The 18,148-nt window shown below is 66.4% G+C and carries 11 protein-coding genes; 9 read left to right on the top strand and 2 right to left on the bottom strand.

The features are described from left to right. The first annotated feature begins 34 nt into the window (after positions 1–34). From KBY19_RS19180 to KBY19_RS19170, 3 genes are all read left to right on the top strand, one after another. Positions 35–655: a hypothetical protein gene (locus KBY19_RS19180; protein WP_210966263.1), complete on the top strand. Its 621-nt coding sequence runs from the start codon at positions 35–37 to the stop codon at positions 653–655. Positions 656–753: 98 nt separating this feature from the next. Continuing rightward, on the top strand, positions 754–1,611 hold the full coding sequence (locus KBY19_RS19175) for a replication-relaxation family protein (RefSeq protein WP_247691164.1): 858 nt from the start codon (positions 754–756) through the stop codon (positions 1,609–1,611). 1,193 nt (positions 1,612–2,804) lie between these two features. Then, positions 2,805–3,395 (top strand): hypothetical protein, encoded by a 591-nt coding sequence (locus KBY19_RS19170; protein ID WP_210966262.1) that lies wholly within the window; start codon positions 2,805–2,807, stop codon positions 3,393–3,395. A gap of 30 nt (positions 3,396–3,425) precedes the next feature. Here the strand turns inward: KBY19_RS19170 and KBY19_RS19165 are convergent, their stop codons facing one another. Next, the gene (locus tag KBY19_RS19165) at positions 3,426–3,617 is read right to left on the bottom strand and encodes a DUF397 domain-containing protein (protein WP_247691163.1); all 192 of its coding nucleotides are present in this window, start codon (positions 3,615–3,617) and stop codon (positions 3,426–3,428) included. 55 nt (positions 3,618–3,672) lie between these two features. Beyond that, a complete protein-coding gene (locus tag KBY19_RS19160; protein WP_210966260.1) occupies positions 3,673–4,524 on the bottom strand; it encodes a helix-turn-helix transcriptional regulator in 852 nt (283 codons plus the stop codon). Between the two features lie 200 nt (positions 4,525–4,724). Here KBY19_RS19160 and KBY19_RS19155 point away from each other — a divergent pair, with 200 nt between their 5' ends. The 6 genes from KBY19_RS19155 to KBY19_RS19130 all read left to right on the top strand — a co-directional run bounded on the left by KBY19_RS19155 (position 4,725) and on the right by KBY19_RS19130 (position 17,180). Beyond that, positions 4,725–5,162 (top strand): ATP-binding protein, encoded by a 438-nt coding sequence (locus KBY19_RS19155; protein WP_210966259.1) that lies wholly within the window; start codon positions 4,725–4,727, stop codon positions 5,160–5,162. A gap of 535 nt (positions 5,163–5,697) precedes the next feature. After that, entirely contained in the window at positions 5,698–9,228 is a 3,531-nt protein-coding gene (locus KBY19_RS19150; protein ID WP_307843558.1) for a helicase-related protein, read from the top strand. Then, a complete protein-coding gene (locus KBY19_RS19145; RefSeq protein WP_210966258.1) occupies positions 9,225–12,041 on the top strand; it encodes a DUF1156 domain-containing protein in 2,817 nt (938 codons plus the stop codon). The genes KBY19_RS19150 and KBY19_RS19145 overlap by 4 nt, the downstream gene beginning before the upstream one ends. Before the next feature lie 103 nt (positions 12,042–12,144). Further along, positions 12,145–15,534, top strand: coding sequence for a DUF499 domain-containing protein (locus KBY19_RS19140; RefSeq protein WP_210966257.1), 3,390 nt, complete (start codon positions 12,145–12,147; stop codon positions 15,532–15,534). Positions 15,535–15,595: 61 nt separating this feature from the next. Beyond that, on the top strand, positions 15,596–16,558 hold the full coding sequence (locus KBY19_RS19135; protein WP_210966256.1) for a hypothetical protein: 963 nt from the start codon (positions 15,596–15,598) through the stop codon (positions 16,556–16,558). Positions 16,559–16,703: 145 nt separating this feature from the next. Continuing rightward, the gene (locus KBY19_RS19130) at positions 16,704–17,180 is read left to right on the top strand and encodes a hypothetical protein (RefSeq protein WP_307843557.1); all 477 of its coding nucleotides are present in this window, start codon (positions 16,704–16,706) and stop codon (positions 17,178–17,180) included. The last annotated feature ends 968 nt before the right edge of the window (positions 17,181–18,148 follow it).

Here is an 18,148-nt window from a genome sequence, read left to right as displayed (position 1 = left end):
AGCGGCGTGGCCGGTAGGGCGCGTACGCAGCTGGATGGTGCGCCAGAAGCCCGAATCCACCGCCCGCTCGCGGATGTGGACCGAGGTGATTCACCGTGCCCGCCATGAGGGCGAGCCGTGGGAGCTTGCGGCGCTCGGCTTCGCGCTGCCCGTGCTGCACCGCACGGCGCGACGCCGCAGGCGCCCGCATGGGGTGGAACGCCTCGACCTGGAGCAGGAAATCCTCACCGCCACCCTCGGCGCACTGCGCGAGTCAACGACCACGCTCGGCCAACCGGAGCTGACCCTGTTCCGTGCTGCTGACTCCGCCGCCCAACGACTACTCCGCTCCGAGCGGCGCCACGGAAAGCGGGAGGAGGCGGACGCGGGCACGTCCAGTTTCCAGCCCGCCGACGCCGGAGAGGTAGCCGGTCCAGGGGAGGGAACGTCCGGGTCGCGGCATGAGTACACCGTCCTGGCCGATGCCGTCCGGTCCCGCGTGATCAACGTCGCCGAGGCGCAGTTGATCGCCTGTACGCGCCTCGGCGACGCCTCGGTCAAGGAACTGGCCGCCGAGCGGGGCTACACCCGGCGCACGCTGTGCCGACGGCGCCAGGACGCGGAAGTCCGCCTTGCTGCCTGGCTCCAGCCATGCAGCGGTCCGTACGCACCGTGACCCGTTCGGGGATGAATCCGCCCTGGTGTGGCCACCGCGCCGGTCCCGTGGTCCATCCGGGTTGCGGTCTCCCGCCCGCCCTCGGAGGTGATCCCCTCTTGGCCCCTGCTCTTCCCCGTCCCGGATACGGCCCCGGCTCCCGCTACGTCGCCCGCGCCGCCACCACCCGCACCCGTGCACCGGCGCGCGTCCCGCTGGCCGCGCTCGCCTCCCGCCTCACCTCGCGCGACCACTGGCTGGTGCGCATGGTGCACGAGCACCGTGTGCTGACCACCGGCCAGATGCACCGGCTCGCCTTCTCCGCCCGCCGCCGGGCCCAGCGCCGCCTGCTCGTCCTCCACCGGCTCGGCCTACTCGACTCCTTCCGCCCGCTGACCACGTACGGCTCGTCACCCGAGCACTACACTCTCGGCTCTGCCGGCGCCGCACTCCTCGCCGCGCACGCCGACTGCGCCCCGAAGGCACTGGGCTGGCGCCCTACCCACACCGCCCGCATCGCCTTCTCACCCTCCCTCGGCCACGACCTCGCCACCAACGACCTCCTCACCCTGCTCGCCGCCCACCGTCACACCCGCCAGGCCGGGCTCACCCTGTGGCTCTCGGAACGCTCCTGCACCCGGCGCTGGGGCGATCTCGTGCGCCCCGGCGGGTATGCACACTGGAGCGACGGGAACAGGGTGCTGCCGTTCTTCCTCGAATACGACACCGGCAGCGAGAACCTCGCCCGCGTCGAAGCAAACTCGACGCCTACGCCCACTTCACCACGACCACCCGCGCCCGCCCCGCCCTGCTGCTCCACACCTGCACCGCGTCCCGCGAGCACGCCCTCCGTCAGCGCCTCACCGGCACCGCCCGCCAGTACGAGTTGCTCCTCGCCACTGCCTCCGCCGACCTCGCCGCCGACACCCCCTGGGGACCGTGGTGGCTCCCCGCCCACCCACCAGCGCTGCGCCTGACGTTGACCGAACTCGCAGCGCACTGGCCCGATCTGTCACCCGCCCCCGATCTGGAACCGATCGGGATCGGCACACCGCTCGATCTCCCCGTACCCCCGCTGCCCCCAGCCACCACCGACAGCCGCACCTGATACCGGGGTCGGTCGGGTGCACCCTGGGTGCGAGGAGCGCGGTGCAGCCGATCGACGCCCGCTCGCGGGCCGACCGGACCGATCGGCACTTCCGGCCCGCGCCGATCGACGGGCAGCCGCGCGAGCGCGACCATCGGCTTGCCGACCCGCACGAGGCACTCGGTGCAGATGCACCGAGTGCGCCCTGGCTGTTCGTCACCGTCACGGGAGCAGGGGCACACCGGTCAGACGACGGGCGCGGAGGGGGGAAGGAAGATGAGCCGGAACGAGGAGGAGAACCAGAGCGGGCTCCGGCCGCAGTCGGGCGTACCCGGCCGGGCCGGGCCGCCGCCACACAGGATCGGGGTGCTTGTCAGAAACCGATATACAGCCGGCCTCGCGCGACGGGCGGCTTGTGGGCGCCCTACCTGCGTAAGCGAGGCTGCGGGGGTGGGCGTATCCAAGCACGACCCCCGATCCGTGTACGGATGGGCCCACTGACACGCCCCCGGAAGTGCAACCGCGGAACGGCCCGGCTTTACCCCCTCGGCAGCGGGATCGCGAACCACACGGCCTTGCCGGCAACGTCTACCCGGCGGAATCCCCACACCCCACCCGTGAGTTCATCCACGATCCGCAGCCCGCGTCCGCGCTCCGACAGCACCGCCTGCAGGGCGTTCAGGCCCGCGCAGCCGTGCTCCTCCCGGCCGGTATCGGGGCCGCGGCGGGGAACGCCGCACCCCATACGGGCCGCTCGCGTGCTCCGCAACATTCGCCACCAGCTCCGAGAGCGCCAACTCCATACCCGCCCGGGCCTCCCCGACGATGCCGAGCCTGCCCAGCGCGTCACCGAGCGCGGTGCCCGCAAGCGGCGGCGGGTCGGGTGCGCCGTCTTCTTGCTCCAGCGGTAGAGCACCACCAGCACAGGGCGCCTCCCAGCAATCGCCGATCGAGTCCCGACGATGACACCCAAGAGACCCGAACAAGCGGAACCGGCCTCCGGGAGACTTTCACGAATTCCACGGTTCTGGCCGCCTCCGTGCGAGCCGCCGATAGCCTGGTGCGTCAGCGGAGGGGGAGTGGATGAACGAGGAGACTGGGGACGGGTGGATCACTCCGCCAAGCGTTCCACCCCTGACGGGTACGGAACAGTTCTCCACCGGTGATTTCGGCGTCGTGGACTTCTGGCGCTTCGCGATGTCCGACCTCAAGATGAACAATGTGCGCGGCTACCTCGCCGAGTTCCTCGTGCACCGCGCTCTGGGATCCGCGCGTCCCCGTGAAGAATGGGCCGGCCACGATGCCGAGACGAGCGACGGCCTGCGCGTCGAGGTCAAAACCAGCGCGTACCTCCAGGTATGGGAACAGCGCCACCCCTCGACCATCCGGTTCGAGGGGTTACGCAGCAAGCTGTGGAGCCCGCGGACCGGGCAGGCCGATAAGGCGACGTACAACGCCGACGTGTACGTCTTCGCGGTGCAGACGGCACGGAGCCATGAGGAGTACGACCCGCTTGATCTGGATCAGTGGGAGTTCCACGTCCTAGCTCGCTCCATCCTCGTAGCGCTCAACCAGCAGTCGATGGCTCTCTCCACCGTCCGGAAGCACTCGGGCGGTGCTATCGGTTTCGATGGCCTCGAAGCCGCGATACGCGCCGTCAGTGCATGCAGCTGATGCCTCGATCGCCGTGAGCGGTTCTCGCTCTCACCGGGCAGGTAGGTCGCTGCGCACTCCGCTCAGGAAGGTCTGCCAGGCCGCAGGAGGGAACGAGAGCGCTGCGCGCTCGCGGTCCTTGGTGTCGCGGACAGCATGGAAGCCGGTCGGCAGAATGGCGTGCTCGACACAGTTGGTGCCACTGCCGCTGTAGCTGCTGGTGTGCCAGTCCGCGTCAGCCAAGCACTGATCTTCCGTGTCCGGCTCGCGCTCCGGTGCCATGGGGCTATTCCCCTTCCTACGTGCGGTACTCCTCGATCAGCTTGCGGATGTACACCGTGGATTCCCGTGGTGACAGGGCCGCAGCGGTGTGATCTTCCCATGCGCGCTTGTACCGCTGCACGTGCGGTTCCCTTTCCAGCAACGTACTCCCGGACAGGTGTTCAAGCCAGACATAGTCGGCAGAGGGAGCTTGCCGCATGGTGAAGATGGTGTACGGCACATACTGGTCCGGAGTCAGCGTGCGATCTTGCGGCAGGACTTGGACGTCCACATTCCGGTGCTGGCTCATGGTCAGCACGTGCTCCAGTTGCTCGATCATGAGCCCATGGCTGCCGACTGTGCCGTGGAGTGCTGATACGTCCAGCACGGCACGAAGGTGTACCTCATCGTCGTCGAGAATTGCCTGCCGCTTGCGCCGGGTCTCGACCATCAACCGTGCTTTGTCGGTGGGGAATGGGGGCTGGAAGAGCGCGGACATGTAGCGCTCGGTCTGGAGCAGTCCCGGCATCAACTGCGTCTCGTAGGTGCGGATCAGCGAGCTATCCGTCTCCAGCGTCAGGTAGTCCTTCATGTCGTCGTGCAGGAGCGGACCCTGCGCCGACCACCAGTCCAGCGTCCGGACATGCTTGGCGAGCTGCCTGAAGTTCTGCCGTTCCTCCTCATCCTCCACGCCGTAAAGGGTCAGCAGGTGGTCGAGGTCGAGGGGACGGATACCCTGCTGCCCGGACTCGATCTTGCTGATCTTCGGCTGTCCGCTCTGGAGCTCGCGGGCGGCATCTCCCATGGTCAGCCCGGCCTTCTCGCGCAGCCGCTTGAGTTCGCCGCCGAGCCGCCGGCTGCGCATCGTGGGCATCTCGCTCTGTGACATGCGGGCCATCATCGTTGGCCACCCCCCGCACAACAACATTCGTTCAGCGTCCACGCCCGAATGGATGAAATCGTTTGGAATAGTTGCGATACGAATAGTGTCGCCTTCATGGTGGCGACAGGCAACCGCCAACCGCGCCAGGGCAGTTCTGTGCGCGGACGATCTCTACGTGCGCACGAAGCGCACCCCTGGAGGGCGCCATGGACGGCGTAGCAGCAAAGATCTGGGCAACGGATGGTCCCGAGTACCTGTTCGAGCTGGAGTACCAAGCGCAGTGCCTGCCTCAAGTTCGCTCGCTGGTGTGCAAATGGCTCCACGCACGCGGACTGGACGTCCTCGCCATGGACGCCGCACTGATCGCCACCGAACTGTGCAGCAACCTTCGCCACACGCCGGACCGCTGGGGGGAAGTTAGCCTTCGTCACCTCCCCGGCGGCCTACGCCTGGCCGTACGCGACCGCTCCACCGTGCTCCCGGTCGTCCCCGCAACCGCACCCTGTGTGACGGCCACGGGCGGACGCGGCCTGTACGTCGCCGCGGCGAGCGCCGACAAGTTCGAGATCGAGCCACTGAGTGCCGGAGGAAAGATCATCTGGGGCGAGCTCTTTGCGAACGCTTCCGCGAGGGCCGAGCGATGACGTCCGCACATCCGGGCGACGACACCAACATGAGCAGCGCCCCGGTCGCAGTCTTTGACGCGAGCGCTGACATCGCCGGTGAACGACTCTACGGCGCGGCGTGTATCTGGTGTGGCAGCCGCTCGTCATCCCTCTCCTACATCGGCTGGGCCCGGCTGACTGGGCTCCTGTCGAAGGGGTACCTCGCCTGTCCGGTGAAGGCGTGCGCTGCGTGCCGGGCCCTTCCGTTGAATCCGTAGCGCTCGACTCGGTGCATGGCGATGCCGCTTATGGAGCGGACGATTGCGACAGCCTCTGCGGCGTCCCTTCCTGAGCTGCGACCGGTCGGCAGCGAGGACTGCTTGTGCCGGTGAGCAGCGGGCGCCTGGGCCGGTGATCCATCGCGGGACGGTTTGGGGCCTGGGGGCGGTGCCCGCTTCGAGTAACAGCGCTGGCTCCCCAGGTGGTGCAACGGCAGCGTGCCAGCATATGACGTGGGGCATCATTGGCTCGGCAGTTGTCCGAGCAGCAGTGGTGCCGCAGGTTGGAGGCAAGGGTGCACGAGGAGGACGCGCTGCGCCTCGAAGACCTTGCTCAGGGGCAGATGGTCGCCGGGATATCCCCTGGCGCGGAGGTCGTCGTCGTGGCGGTCCGGCCGTTTGGCAAGGCTGCGGCCCAGGTCACCTACCGCCACCCAGAGCGCGGGATTGAGGAGACGATCCTCTATCGCGGCCAGGATATGTACCTCGCCATTGCACAGGCGCCGGACCGTCGTGGCTTCGAGGCCGCTCCGGAGCTGTTCCGGCTCGCTGCCGAGGCACTGCGTATCCGTATGGCCGCCCGAGGCGACGCGATGCTGGCGGTTTCCACCAGCCTGCTCGACCCACTCCCTCACCAAATACAGGCGGTTTACGGCGAGTTATTGCCTCGAACTCCCCTGAGGTTCCTCTTGGCTGATGACCCAGGCGCCGGCAAGACGATCACGGCCGGTCTCTATATCAAAGAGCTGGCTCTGCGCGGTGACTTGGAGCGGTGTCTCATCCTCGCTCCGGGCGGACTCGTCGAGCAGTGGCAGGATGAGCTGTTAGAGAAGTTCGGCCTGGACTTCACGGTGCTGACCAAACAGCTCGCGGACACGGTCATCGACACCAACATCTTCGACAAGTACCCGTGCCTCATTGCTCGTATGGACTCCCTTGCCCGCTCGGAGGAACTTCAGGAGCAGCTTGTGGAGTCAAGCTGGGATCTGGTCGTGGTGGACGAGGCGCACCGCATGAGTGCCCACTACTTCGGTTCCGAGCTCAAGACCACCAAGCGTTACGAACTCGGCCGTCTCCTCGGTCGTATCACCCGGCATCTTCTCCTCATGACCGCCACTCCTCACGCGGGCAAGGAAGAGGACTTCCAGCTCTTCATGGCGCTGCTCGACCGTGACCGGTTCAGCGGGAAGTTCCGCGACGGCGTTCACCAGCATGACGCGTCCGGGCTGATGCGCCGTATGGTGAAAGAGGACCTGCTCACCTTCGAGGGCAGACGACTCTTCCCGGAGCGCCGTGCATACACGGTTCCGTATGAGCTCTCCAGCCCCGAGCAGGAGCTCTACGAACGGGTCACGGAGTATGTCCGGGATGAAATGAACCGCGCCGAGCGGCTTAACGGGCAGCGCGGCAATCAGGTGGGCTTCGCTCTCACCGTGCTTCAACGCCGTCTGGCATCCAGCCCCGAGGCGATCGGGAAGTCTCTGGAGCGGCGCCGCCGGCGTCTGGAGGCGCGCAGGACTGAGGCACTGACCGCTCAGCGGGATGCCGCGCTGGGCACGCTCCTGCCACCGCAATCAGCCAGGGATGAGCCCTACACCTTCGATGACACGCTGGATGACCTCTCAGGTGCCGAGCTGGAGGCGCTGGAAGAGCAGGTGGCCGACTCCTCGACCGCCGCTCAGACCATCGCCGAGCTGGAGCAGGAGATCAACAGCCTGCGAGAGCTGGAAAGTCTCGCGACGCGTGTCCTGGGGTTGGGCGAGGATCGCAAGTGGCTGGAGCTCGCGGCGCTTCTCCAGGACGACGCCCTTGTGCGGGACAGCGACGGACAGCAACGCAAGCTGATCGTCTTCACTGAGCACCGTGACACCTTGGAGTATCTGACCCGCCGAGTCCGGGCCCTGCTCGGGCGTCCCGAGTCGGTGATCGCCATTCACGGCGGTACGGCCCGCAAGCAGCGGCGCGACCTCTGCGATGCCTTTCATCAGGACCCGGACATCCTTGTCCTGATCGCCACCGACGCGGCGGGTGAGGGGCTCAACCTCCAGCGTGCGCATCTGATGGTCAACTATGACCTGCCCTGGAACCCTAATCGGATTGAACAGCGCTTCGGCCGTATCCACCGCATCGGACAGACCGAGGTCTGCCACCTGTGGAATCTGGTCGCGGTCGACACCCGCGAAGGCCACGTGTTCCAAAGGCTGCTGGACAAGATCGAGCAGCAGAGCAGGGCATACGAAGGCAAGGTCTACAACGTCCTCGGTGAGCTCTTCGAAGGGGAGCCACTGCGCGACCTGCTGGTCCGCGCCATTCGTTACGGCGACCAGCCTGGTGTGAAGGCCCAGCTCGACCACGTCATCGACGAGCGGGTCGGCCCGCACGCGGTCGAGCTGATCAAGGGGCTGGCACTCGATGCGCAGATCATGGATATCGAGGAGGTCCACAAGGTCCGCCTGCGCATGGAAGAGGCTCAGGTACGCCGCCTTCACCCGCACTACGTGCAGGCGTTCTTCCGCGATGCCTTCGCCCGCCTGGGCGGACAGCTGAGGCCGCGGGAGAGCGGGCGGTACGAGATCACGCACGTTCCTGCCGTGCTCCGTGAAGCCGGGCGGACGGGTAGCGGACTCGGCGGCGTCGTGCAGCGCAAGTACGAGCGAGTCTGCTTCTCACACGAGGCGCTCGACTTCCCGGACAAGCCACGCGCCGCTCTCGTCGCCCCTGGTCACCCGCTCTTCGACGCGGTGCTGGGTGAAACGGTGAACCGGCATCAGGACTGTCTGGAGAAGGGCACGGTTCTGGTGGACGCCGCCGACCCTGGAGAACATCCGCGCCTGCTCGTCGCGTTGGAGCAGGAAGTGGTGGACGGCCACCACCGCACCGTTGACCGTACTTTCGCCTTCACCGAACTGCTGCCGGACGGTACGGCCCGGGACGCGGGTCCGGCTCCCTACCTGGACTACCGCCCGCCGACCCCTGTCGAGGCCAGGGCCGCCAAGGCACTCACTGACGAGGAATGGCTTCGCGACGGTGGGCATGCGCGGGCACTGGAATGGGCGGTGACCCGTGCCGTACCGGAACACCTGGCGGTGGTGCGTGAGCGGTTGCTCCCCCTCGTGGACCGTACGCGCAGACAGGTCCGGCAGCGGCTCACGCAAGAGATCAGCTACTGGCATGCCCAGGCTGGCAAGCTCGAGCAGGATGTGGCGGAGGGCAAGAAGGTTCGCCACCGCCCGGAGCGTGCCCGAGAGTGGGCCGAGGAGCTGGAGCTGCGCCGCGAGAGGCGACTGGCCGACCTGGAGAAGGAGGCGGCGCTGCATCCCAAGCCGCCACGGGTCACCGGGCACGCCCTGGTCGTCCCTGTGGGGTGGCTGACGAAAGCTCTCCGCCAGGATGAAGAAGCCAGAGAGGCTGCCCTGTTCGGCTCATTGAACGTCGACGACGGGTTCGAGACGGACCGTCGTGCAATAGCAGCCGTGCTGCGCACTGAGCGGCAGCTCGGTCGTCACCCTGAGGAACTTGCCCACAACAACCCTGGATACGATGTTCGTTCACTGGATGTAACGGGGCGGGCGGTCCATATAGAGGTCAAAGGACGGAAGTTGGGGGCTGAGCAGTTCTACATCAGCCGCAACGAGGTACTGGTGGCAAAGAACCGGGGGGATCAGCATCGGCTCGCGCTCGTCTGTGTTCACCCGGACGGACCGGAGCGTGACGAGGTGCGATACGTGAGGGATGCCTTCGCCGACACCGAGTTCGGTGACCTCAAGGCGGAAGGGCTCCTGCTGTCATGGCCGGACGCCTGGGACAAGGGAGGGACTCCGCAGTGAGCGGTACGAGTGCTGAGAACGGCCCCATGGGCGCGGGTTCTGCGGACGAGACGGTGCCGCGGAAGCGGAAACTGATCGAGGTGGCGCTGCCGCTGGACGCCATCAACAAGGAGTCTGCGCGCGAGAAGTCCATTCGCCATGGCCACCCCTCGACGCTGCACCTGTGGTGGGCACGACGCCCGTTGGCCGCCGCTCGCGCCGTACTGTTCGCGCAGCTGGTGGACGACCCGTCGGCCCGCCCCGACCTCTTCCCGACGGAGGAGGACCAGGACCTCGAACGCAAGCGACTGTTCCACCTGATCGAGCGCATGGTCCCCTGGGAGGCTACGCGCGATGAGCGGTTGATGAGAGAGGTACGGGAGAAGATCGCCGAGTCATGCGGCGGCACCCCACCCCCGGTCCTCGACCCCTTCGCGGGCGGCGGCACCATCCCGCTGGAGGCCCAGCGCCTCGGTCTCGAGGCTCACGCGAGCGACCTCAACCCGGTGCCGGTGCTCATCAACAAGGCATTGATCGAGATTCCGCCGAAGTGGGCCGGCCGGGCACCCGTGGCACCGGACGCCGAGATCCGCGGCGACTGGTCGGGCACCAGCGGTCTAGCCGAGGACGTGCGACGGTACGGCGGGTGGATGCGCGAGGAGGCGCTCCAGCGGATCGGCGGCCACTACCCGAAGGCCACATTGCCAGACGGCACCAAGGCTCAGGTCATCGCATGGCTGTGGGCGCGTACGGTGACCTGCCCCAGCCCTGCTTGCGGTGCGCAGATGCCGCTGGTGACTACGTGGTGGCTGTCCAAGAAGAAAGAGCGTCCACGCTGGCTAGAGCCGAAGGTGGAGGGTAAGCAGGTCAGCTTCAAGGTATGTGACGGGAAGGACGGGGCTAAGGGTCCCTCCGACCCTCCGAAACAGGGCCGGGGTGCGAAATTCACCTGTCTCGTATGCCGTGCCACGACGAGTGACGCGTACATCAAGGAAGAGGGCACGGCCGGTCGGCTGGGCGCCACGCTCCTCGCCACTGTCGCGGAGGGTAAGCGGCAGCGGGTGTACGTGGAGGCGACGGCGGAACATGTGAGGGCGGCGCAGGTGGAACGGCCGGAGAACGTTCTGGAAGAGAGGCTGCCGAAAAATGCACGGTGGTTCTCGCCGCCCCTGTTTGGTCTTGAGACGTATCAGTCGTTGTTCACCCCGCGCCAGCTGCTTGCGATGACGACCTTCAGTGACCTGGTGAGTGAAGCGCGAGCTAAGGTAGCGGAGGATGCGGTTGCTGCCGGGATGACTGCACAGGACGCCTCGGAATACGGCGAAGCAGTGGCGACGTACCTCGGACTGGCATTCAGCCGGACTGCGGACCTCAACAATGCCATCGTCACCTGGTCGAACGGCAGAGATCAGGCCCGAAACCTGTTTTCACGTCAGGCGATCCCTATGGCCTGGGATTTCGTGGAAGTGAGCCCCTTCGCATGTGCCGCGGGGGATGTGCTGGTTTCAGTAGCTACAGTCGGACGCGTGGTCGAATCGCTGTCTGCCCTGGAGGGAGGCTCAGCCCAGCAAGGCGATGCGTCAAAGCGGCACTACTGCGGAGCGGTCGTCAGCACTGACCCTCCTTATTACGACAACATTGGCTACTCCGACCTCTCCGACTTCTTCTATGTGTGGCTGCGCCGTTCCCTCGGCGGTATCTATCCCGACGTGATGCCCACGATCCTCACGCCCAAGCAGCCGGAGCTCATTGCCTCTCCCTATCGCCACGGCGGCAGCAAGGAGAAGGCCGAGCAGCACTTCGAGCGGGGCTTCGTCGAGACGTTCACCCGCATCAGAGAAGGACACCTGCCGGACTTCCCGCTCACCGTCTTCTACGCGTTCAAGCAGTCGGAGACCGACGATGTCGACGGCACCGCGTCAACCGGCTGGGAAACCATGCTCAACGGCCTGATGGAGGCTGGGCTGAGCGTCACCGCCACCTGGCCCGTACGGACGGAGCGTGCGGGCCGGTCAATCGGGATCGGCACCAACGCGCTCGCGTCCTCCATCGTGCTGGCCTGCCGCTCCCGCCCCGCTACGGCTGCCACCACCGACCGGCGCGGCTTCCGCACCAGTCTTCGCCAGGAGCTGCCCGCAGCCCTCCGGGAGTTGCAGCAGGGAAATGTGGCCCCCGTTGATATGGCCCAGTCCGCCATCGGTCCCGGAATCGCAATCTATTCGCGTTACGCCAAGGTGACCGAAGCGGACGGCACCTCCATGCGCGTGCGCACCGCACTGGCCATGATCAATGAAGTCCTCGCGGAAGTTCTCTCCGAGCAGGAGGGCGACTTCGACATGGACACCCGCTGGTGCATCAAGTGGTTCGAGCAGTTCCAGTGGGAGCGGGGAACGTTCGGCGATGCAGAGACCCTTTCCAAGGCGTACAACACCTCCGTACGCGGTATGGAGGACGCCGGAGTGATCGGCACCGGCGACAGCAAAGTATGTCTCCTCCGGCCGCGGGACCTGCCCACCGCCTACGATCCGGCTGGCGACGGCCGGATCTCCACATGGGAGGTTGCCATGCACCTCTCACGCGTCCTCGAAGGCAAGGGTCCGGACGCAGGTATAGACGCCGCAGGGGAGCTGCTCGCGCGCGTCCGTAGCCGGGAGGAAGTCGACGACGATTCCGTTAAAGAGCTGGCCTACCTCCTCTACAGCATATGTGAGCGCAACGGCTGGTCCGAGAGCGCGCAGTGGTTCAACAACCTCGTCAGCTCCTGGCCCGACTTGCAGACGTCTGCGCGGGCAGCAGAAAGGACCGTGAGGGCCGAGGAGGAGCGATTGTTCTGAACTGACCCATGTCACAAGCATCCAGGGGGCGGAGATGGAGAGCGCGAGCGAGGGGCCCGGTCGCCAGGCGGACCGGGGTACTACAGACGGGAACACGGAAACGATGGCAGAAAGCAACCTCAGCCGCATAGGCCGCATGATCGAGCTGCTCCCGGGCGGAATGCTCCCGTATCTGGAGCGCGAGATGGTGCGGCGCCAGGGCGAGACCTGGTTCGACGATGCGGTGGCCGAGGAACGCGAACGAGGTCGTACGCTCGTCTCGAAACGTGATCCACAATATCTGCTCAACCTTCTCCAGCGCTACTGGGGCTCGTACTTTCGCCACTCGCTGCCAGGCGCCACACGGGGATACGCCAGCGAGGTCAACGACGTCCGGAACCGCTGGGCACACAACGAGGCATTCAGTGCGGACGACACCGTCCGGGCTCTGGACACCGCCGAGCGGTTGCTTGCGGCGCTGACCGCGCCCTCTGACCTCATCGACCAGGTCCGCAAGATCCGTACGGATCTTCAGCGCATGCTCATCGAGCGGGAGACCAGGCAGCAGGCACGACAAAAGGCAGCCATGCCACAGGTGGCCTCTGAGGGGCTCAGGCCCTGGCGCGATGTCCTCGTGCCGCATACGGACGTGGCTCAGGGTGATTTCAACGCCTCCGAGTTCGCCGCCAACCTTGCTCAGGTGGCGAAGGGCGAGGGCGCGCTGGAGTACACCGATCCCGAGCTCTTCTTCCAGCGCACGTATCTGACCGAAGGGCTGCAGGACCTACTCAGCAAGTCCCTGGCCCGCATCTCGGGTGATGGAAACGCCCCGCCCACAGTCAATCTCCAGACCAATTTCGGCGGCGGCAAGACGCACTCCATGCTGGCGCTCTACCACCTGTACGCCTGGGGCCTGGACGTCACCGGACTCCCCCAGGAGATGCAGGAGTTGCTGGCCGCGTCGACCTCAGGGCTGCCCAGGGAGAAGGTCAGTCGCGCGGTACTCGTCGGCACGGAGCTCGCCCCGGGGCAGCCGTCCGTCCAGCCTTCGGACGGCACCAAGATCAACACAATGTGGGGGGAACTCGCCTGGCAGCTCGGCGGCCGTCAGGCGTACGACATTGTCGCCGCGTCGGACCAGAACGGGACCAGCCCCGGCGCGGGGCTGCTCCAGGAGCTGCTCGCCGCCTACGCGCCCTGTCTCATCCTGATCGACGAATGGGTCGTCTACGCCCGGCAGCTCGTGGGTAATGACAACCTCCCGGCCGGCACTTTCGACACCCACTTCGGCTTCGCCCAGTCGCTGACCGAAGCAGTCGAGGCCGTCAGCGGTGCTCAGCTCGTCCTGTCCATCCCGGCTTCCGAGGACGGCAGCAACGCCGCGGACGCCGACGAGATCGGTGGTGAGGCGGGCCAGACGGCATTGGACAAGCTCCAGAGCGTCATCCACCGCAAGGCGGACTCGTGGCGTCCGGCCAGCGCGGACGAGTCGTTCGAGATCGTGCGCCGTCGGCTCTTCGAGGCCCCGACGGGCGAAACGCAGAAGGACATCAACAAGGTCGCGCGGCTCTTCACCCAGTTCTACGCGAACCACAAGAAAGACTTCCCCGCGAGCGTCGATACAACTGAGTACGAGCGCAAGATCAAGTCCACGTATCCGATCCACCCCGAGCTTTTCGACAGGCTTTACGAGGACTGGTCGACCCTCGACAAATTCCAGCGCACACGCGGCGTGCTGCGGCTGATGAGTGCGGTGATCCACGCACTGTGGCGCGACGGCGACCAGAGTCCCATGATCCTGCCCGGTCACATCCCGCTGGACGAGCCGCGCGTCAACAACGAGCTCACGCACTATCTGCAGGACCGCTGGAAGCCCATCATCGACGCCGATGTGGACGGACCGCACTCCACTCCGGTCGCGGTGGACAACGAGAAGACCTTCCTCGGCCAGCGCGCGATGAGCCGCCGGATAGCACGCACCGTCTTCATGGGTTCGGCGCCCACCGTGAAGGCGGCGAAGAAGGGGTTGGCCGAGCCCTACATCCGGCTCGGCATGGCTGTTCCGGGCGATGCGCTGGGAAATTTCCGTACGGCGCTGAACACGCTCGCCGAGCGCTCAACGTACCTGTACGGCGATGGCGACCGCTACTGGTTCGACACTCAGGCCAACATAACGCGCCTCGCCCGCGACGAGGCCGACCGGCTCATCGGCCGTGACGAGGACGTGTGGGCGGAGATCGTGCGCCGCCTGGCACCGATCCAGCACCGGCGTGGAGAGTTCGCTGCCGTCCATGTCGCGCCCCGTAACAGCAGAGAGATTCCGGATCGCGACGAGGCCCGTCTCGTGCTCCTGCACCCGCAGTACACCCACCGCAAAGACAAGGAAGACAGCGCTGCTCGGGAATTCTCCGCCGAAGTGCTGGCTACCTGGGGCACAGCCCAGCGCTCCCACCGCAATATGGTGGTCTTCCTCGCCCCGGACCGTACGCGCATGGAGGAACTCAAGGAAGCCGTCCGGGAGTTTTTGGGCTGGCAGAAGGTGCGTGACCGGCACCTGGAACACGACCTGACCGAGAGCCAGCGGCGGCAGGCGGAGACGCGCCTGAACCAGGCGGACCAGAAGGTGGAGCTCCGCGTCGGCGAGACCTATCACTGGCTGCTCGTGCCGGAGCAGAGCGAGGACGCCGGCGCCCGGATCTTCTGGGAGAACATCAAGGTGGACACCGGCCTGTCCGATGACGCCGCCGTACGTGCTGGCGAGCGGCTCAAGCGGGATGGCCTGCTCAGCCTGCAGCAGGCAGCCTCCGTCCTGCACCAGAAGCTCTCCCGGCCACTCGCCAGCATCTGGCACGGGGACGGGCATGTGTCCGTCGGCCGCCTGTGGGAGCTCCACACCACGTACCCGTACATGAACCGGCTCGTGAACCGCTCCGTGCTGGACCAGGGCATCGAGAGCGTGCTCACCAACGCCATCACCTGGGAGCGGGAGGGCTTCGCCCTCGCCACGGGATACGACGAGGCCACCGGCAGGTATGAGGGGCTTGTGCTGCCCAGCGGCGACGCGCGGTTCGGACAGATCGCGGACTCGACCTTGCTGGTACGCCCGGACAAGGCGCTCGACCAGCAGCGCGCGGACGAGGCCGCGGCTGCTCAGCGCCGTGCGCAGACGGCCGTCGGCGCTGCTACGGAGACGCCCCCTTCGGCCCGTGCCAGCGTGACCGACCGCGGGGAGCGCCCTGCGTCTGCTTCCCCGGAGAGTACCGAGCAGCCGGTGATGCCCCGGGTGCCCACCCGCTGGTACGCAGGCGCGCGCATGTCTCCGGAGGAGTACAGCAAGAACGCGTCGAAGTATGTCCTGGAGATTCTCCAGCACCTCGATCCGGCCGACACGGAGGTGGAGATCTCGATCGAGATTCAGGCCCGGCGGCCGGACGGCTTCCCGGAGGACAAAGTGCGGATCCTGACTGAGAACGCCAACACTCTGAAACTGCGGGCGGAGTTCGAGGACGACTGACCGACGCCGACCGACAGCGCCACCATGACGCCGACGAGCCCGCTCATCGAAGGGAACGCCTGTGGCCGTCCAGAACCGTCAGAGGACCGTACACTTCTACCAATTCGCTGACGTCCGGGAACCGGCCGTTGATCCGCTGCCCTGGCAGAACTGGGAGCGGTTGCTTCGCAGGCTGAGAGACCTTCCAGTTCCCGACCGTACGGTTGAGTCCGGCGGCGAGACCTTCATCGGCGCCGTCGACCCGCAGCAGACGGCTCCCCATCTGCTGCTGGCGAAGGTCCGCAGGGACCACCCGCAGCAGATCGACTTTGCCGACGGCTCGCTGAGCAAACTGCAACTCGCCGCGGACAAGGGTTTGGTGGAGGTGACCACCGTGCTGTTCCTGCCGTACGGCAACGTCCTGGCCACCATGGGGGGCGGAATGTCAGCACCGCGGGTCAGTGCCATCCAGCGCTGGTTCGGGGGCATGGCGCTGCTGCGGGAACAGGTGGAGCTGCGACCGGTGGTCAACGCGCAGTCCCGTGACAAGCTCGCACACGCACAGGCAGTGGACTCGCTGGAGGTCCGTGTCCAGCCGGAGCCGTACGACAGCCCCTCCTCCTTGCGGGCCGCCTCCAATCTGGGTTCCGGAATGAATCGGATCCGGGAGGAGTTCCCTGACATGACCATCACGCTGAAGATCGAGGTGCCGAAGCGCGGCAGACTGACTCCGCGACGCCGCAGCCGCGGACAACGCCACCTGCTCGACTCCACTGCGGCCTTCGCGCGTGACATCGGTGACTGGCTGGACAACACGGACTCGGTGGATGTGGCCCACGCACGTGCACATGTCGAGGAGTATGGGCAGCAGTCCAAGAACGAGGTGATCGACTTCGTCTCCGAACGCATCACCGCCAAGTGCCAGGTCCCGCTCGGTGCGACGGACGGGCATCACGTGGACATCCATGTGGCGCTGGAGAAGCTGGCGCAGGCATCCCGGGACCGGGAGCGGGAGCTGCGGTCCGCTGTCGGTGCCGACATCTAGGCTGTCGCACGACGGATTCGACGTCCAGCGTTCTCACCGGACGTTCTCACTGGTCACGGGGGTGATGGCAGTTCTAGGGACGTGGCTGGACAGACGGTCATGGTTCAATAGCTGGCTCTCTCACCCCTGGTGGGACTGGCTGCTGGTGATCGTCCTCGGTGGGGGCCACCTCGCATGGGTCCGATGGACCGGCAGCGGTGATCTGCTCGGTGCACCAGGTCGTGAGCAGCGCCTGTCCGTCTACACGACGACGGCCACCGTCGTCGCCATCACAGGGGGGTTCATCACCGCCGCCATCGGCCAGTACGCCACGGCGAAAGGACGCAGGATGCGAGATCTGCGGACAAGCCGAGAGCTTGGCCATCAGTTCCGCAAGAACTGGGTCAGCGTCTTGTCAGCAACACTACTCATCGCGGGTGTTTGTCTGCTGGCCACAGTGCTGGACACTTCGGAGGCTGATCCAGGCGGTGCACGTTGGCTGGTGGAGGCTGCGATGCTGCTCGGAGTCGCCCGGTCGTATCGACTGCTACGCCTCTTCAACGACGTCATCTTGGCCTCCGACAGAGACCTTGCGGATGCGTCACGGAGGCAGGGGCGCACCATGGATGACCAGATTTCTTGAGCGCAGGCCCCCCTTTCTTCAGCCCGGGGCTCGCGGGTCTTGTCTCTCTGGTGACAGTGGTTTCGCTGGACAGGCATAGGGATGGTGATTCCGGGGGGCTGTGCTGCGCGTTACCCAGGTCCCCCGGCGCCACCCGTGCCCGCCGCTCGATCGGGAGCGGGGCGACGTTGCTCAGGTCAGCGTCTGGTGCGACGTCGCCGGGGGGCCTGCCGGAGCGGGACCCTGCGGCTACGAATCGGCCATGTTCAGCGTCCCGTCCGCCACCAGTGCGTGCGTATGGGGCGAGGCTCTCCCGCCTCCCGTCGTCCCCGGACGCCGATCCCGATCCTTGCGTCGCGGTGGCGTCTGACAAAACCTGGGAGCCGGTCGGGTCAGCGCTGGGGCGACTCACCCAGTGAATACACGCTCAGTGAAATGACAAGTGCGTCTCTATCACCCGCTATGGGGTGCTACGTGCCCGAGGGGTGGCCGTTGCACTGCCGTCAGAGTGACCGTGTGATTACACTTGAGTGTTTTTGGTGCACGGGGGGTCGAGCGCGATCCGGACCAACTGGGTGGCAACGCCAATGCGTCACGGTGGAGTTGGACTCGACGAGCAAGCGAAGCTTCCGTCATGCCTCGTTCTCTGCGACGGCCGTCGCTGCCTCGCTCGGCCTGTCAGCCTGCGGCAGTGACGGCAGTCAGAAGTCCGGCGGAATCGCGAGTGCGGAGAAGGGGGACAAGCCATCCGAGCCCTCACCCTCGGGGCCCCGGCGGACTCTCGGGCTTCACGTGTTGAATTCCCCAAGGAGACGGACCCGCGCACTGCGCGTATGACCTGGAGAAGGTCGAGGGCAGCTATCAGGTCGATTTGAAGGGCGCCGAGTGCAACATTAGCTACAAGCGGGCCTCAGGGAATGTGGCGAGCACGGAGCGTACCCGTTCAAGCCTCCCTGGAGCAGGACGTGACCGTCAAGGAAATCCAGTCC

The organism is Streptomyces sp. B15, assembly GCF_018070605.1.
Taxonomy (GTDB): Bacteria; Actinomycetota; Actinomycetes; order Streptomycetales; family Streptomycetaceae; genus Streptomyces; species Streptomyces smyrnaeus.
Note: the sequence above shows the minus strand (reverse complement) of the source record. Positions and strands in the feature narration are given on the sequence as shown.

Bases quoted from the DNA above. Each gene is read 5' to 3' on its own strand.
- KBY19_RS19180 (WP_210966263.1), top strand. From the start codon at position 35: ATGGTGCGCCAGAAGCCCGAATCCACCGCCCGCTCGCGGATGTGGACC.
- KBY19_RS19170 (WP_210966262.1), top strand. From the start codon at position 2,805: ATGAACGAGGAGACTGGGGACGGGTGGATCACTCCGCCAAGCGTTCCA.
- KBY19_RS19160 (WP_210966260.1), bottom strand. From the start codon at position 4,524: ATGTCACAGAGCGAGATGCCCACGATGCGCAGCCGGCGGCTCGGCGGC.
- KBY19_RS19155 (WP_210966259.1), top strand. From the start codon at position 4,725: ATGGACGGCGTAGCAGCAAAGATCTGGGCAACGGATGGTCCCGAGTAC.
- KBY19_RS19140 (WP_210966257.1), top strand. From the start codon at position 12,145: ATGGCAGAAAGCAACCTCAGCCGCATAGGCCGCATGATCGAGCTGCTC.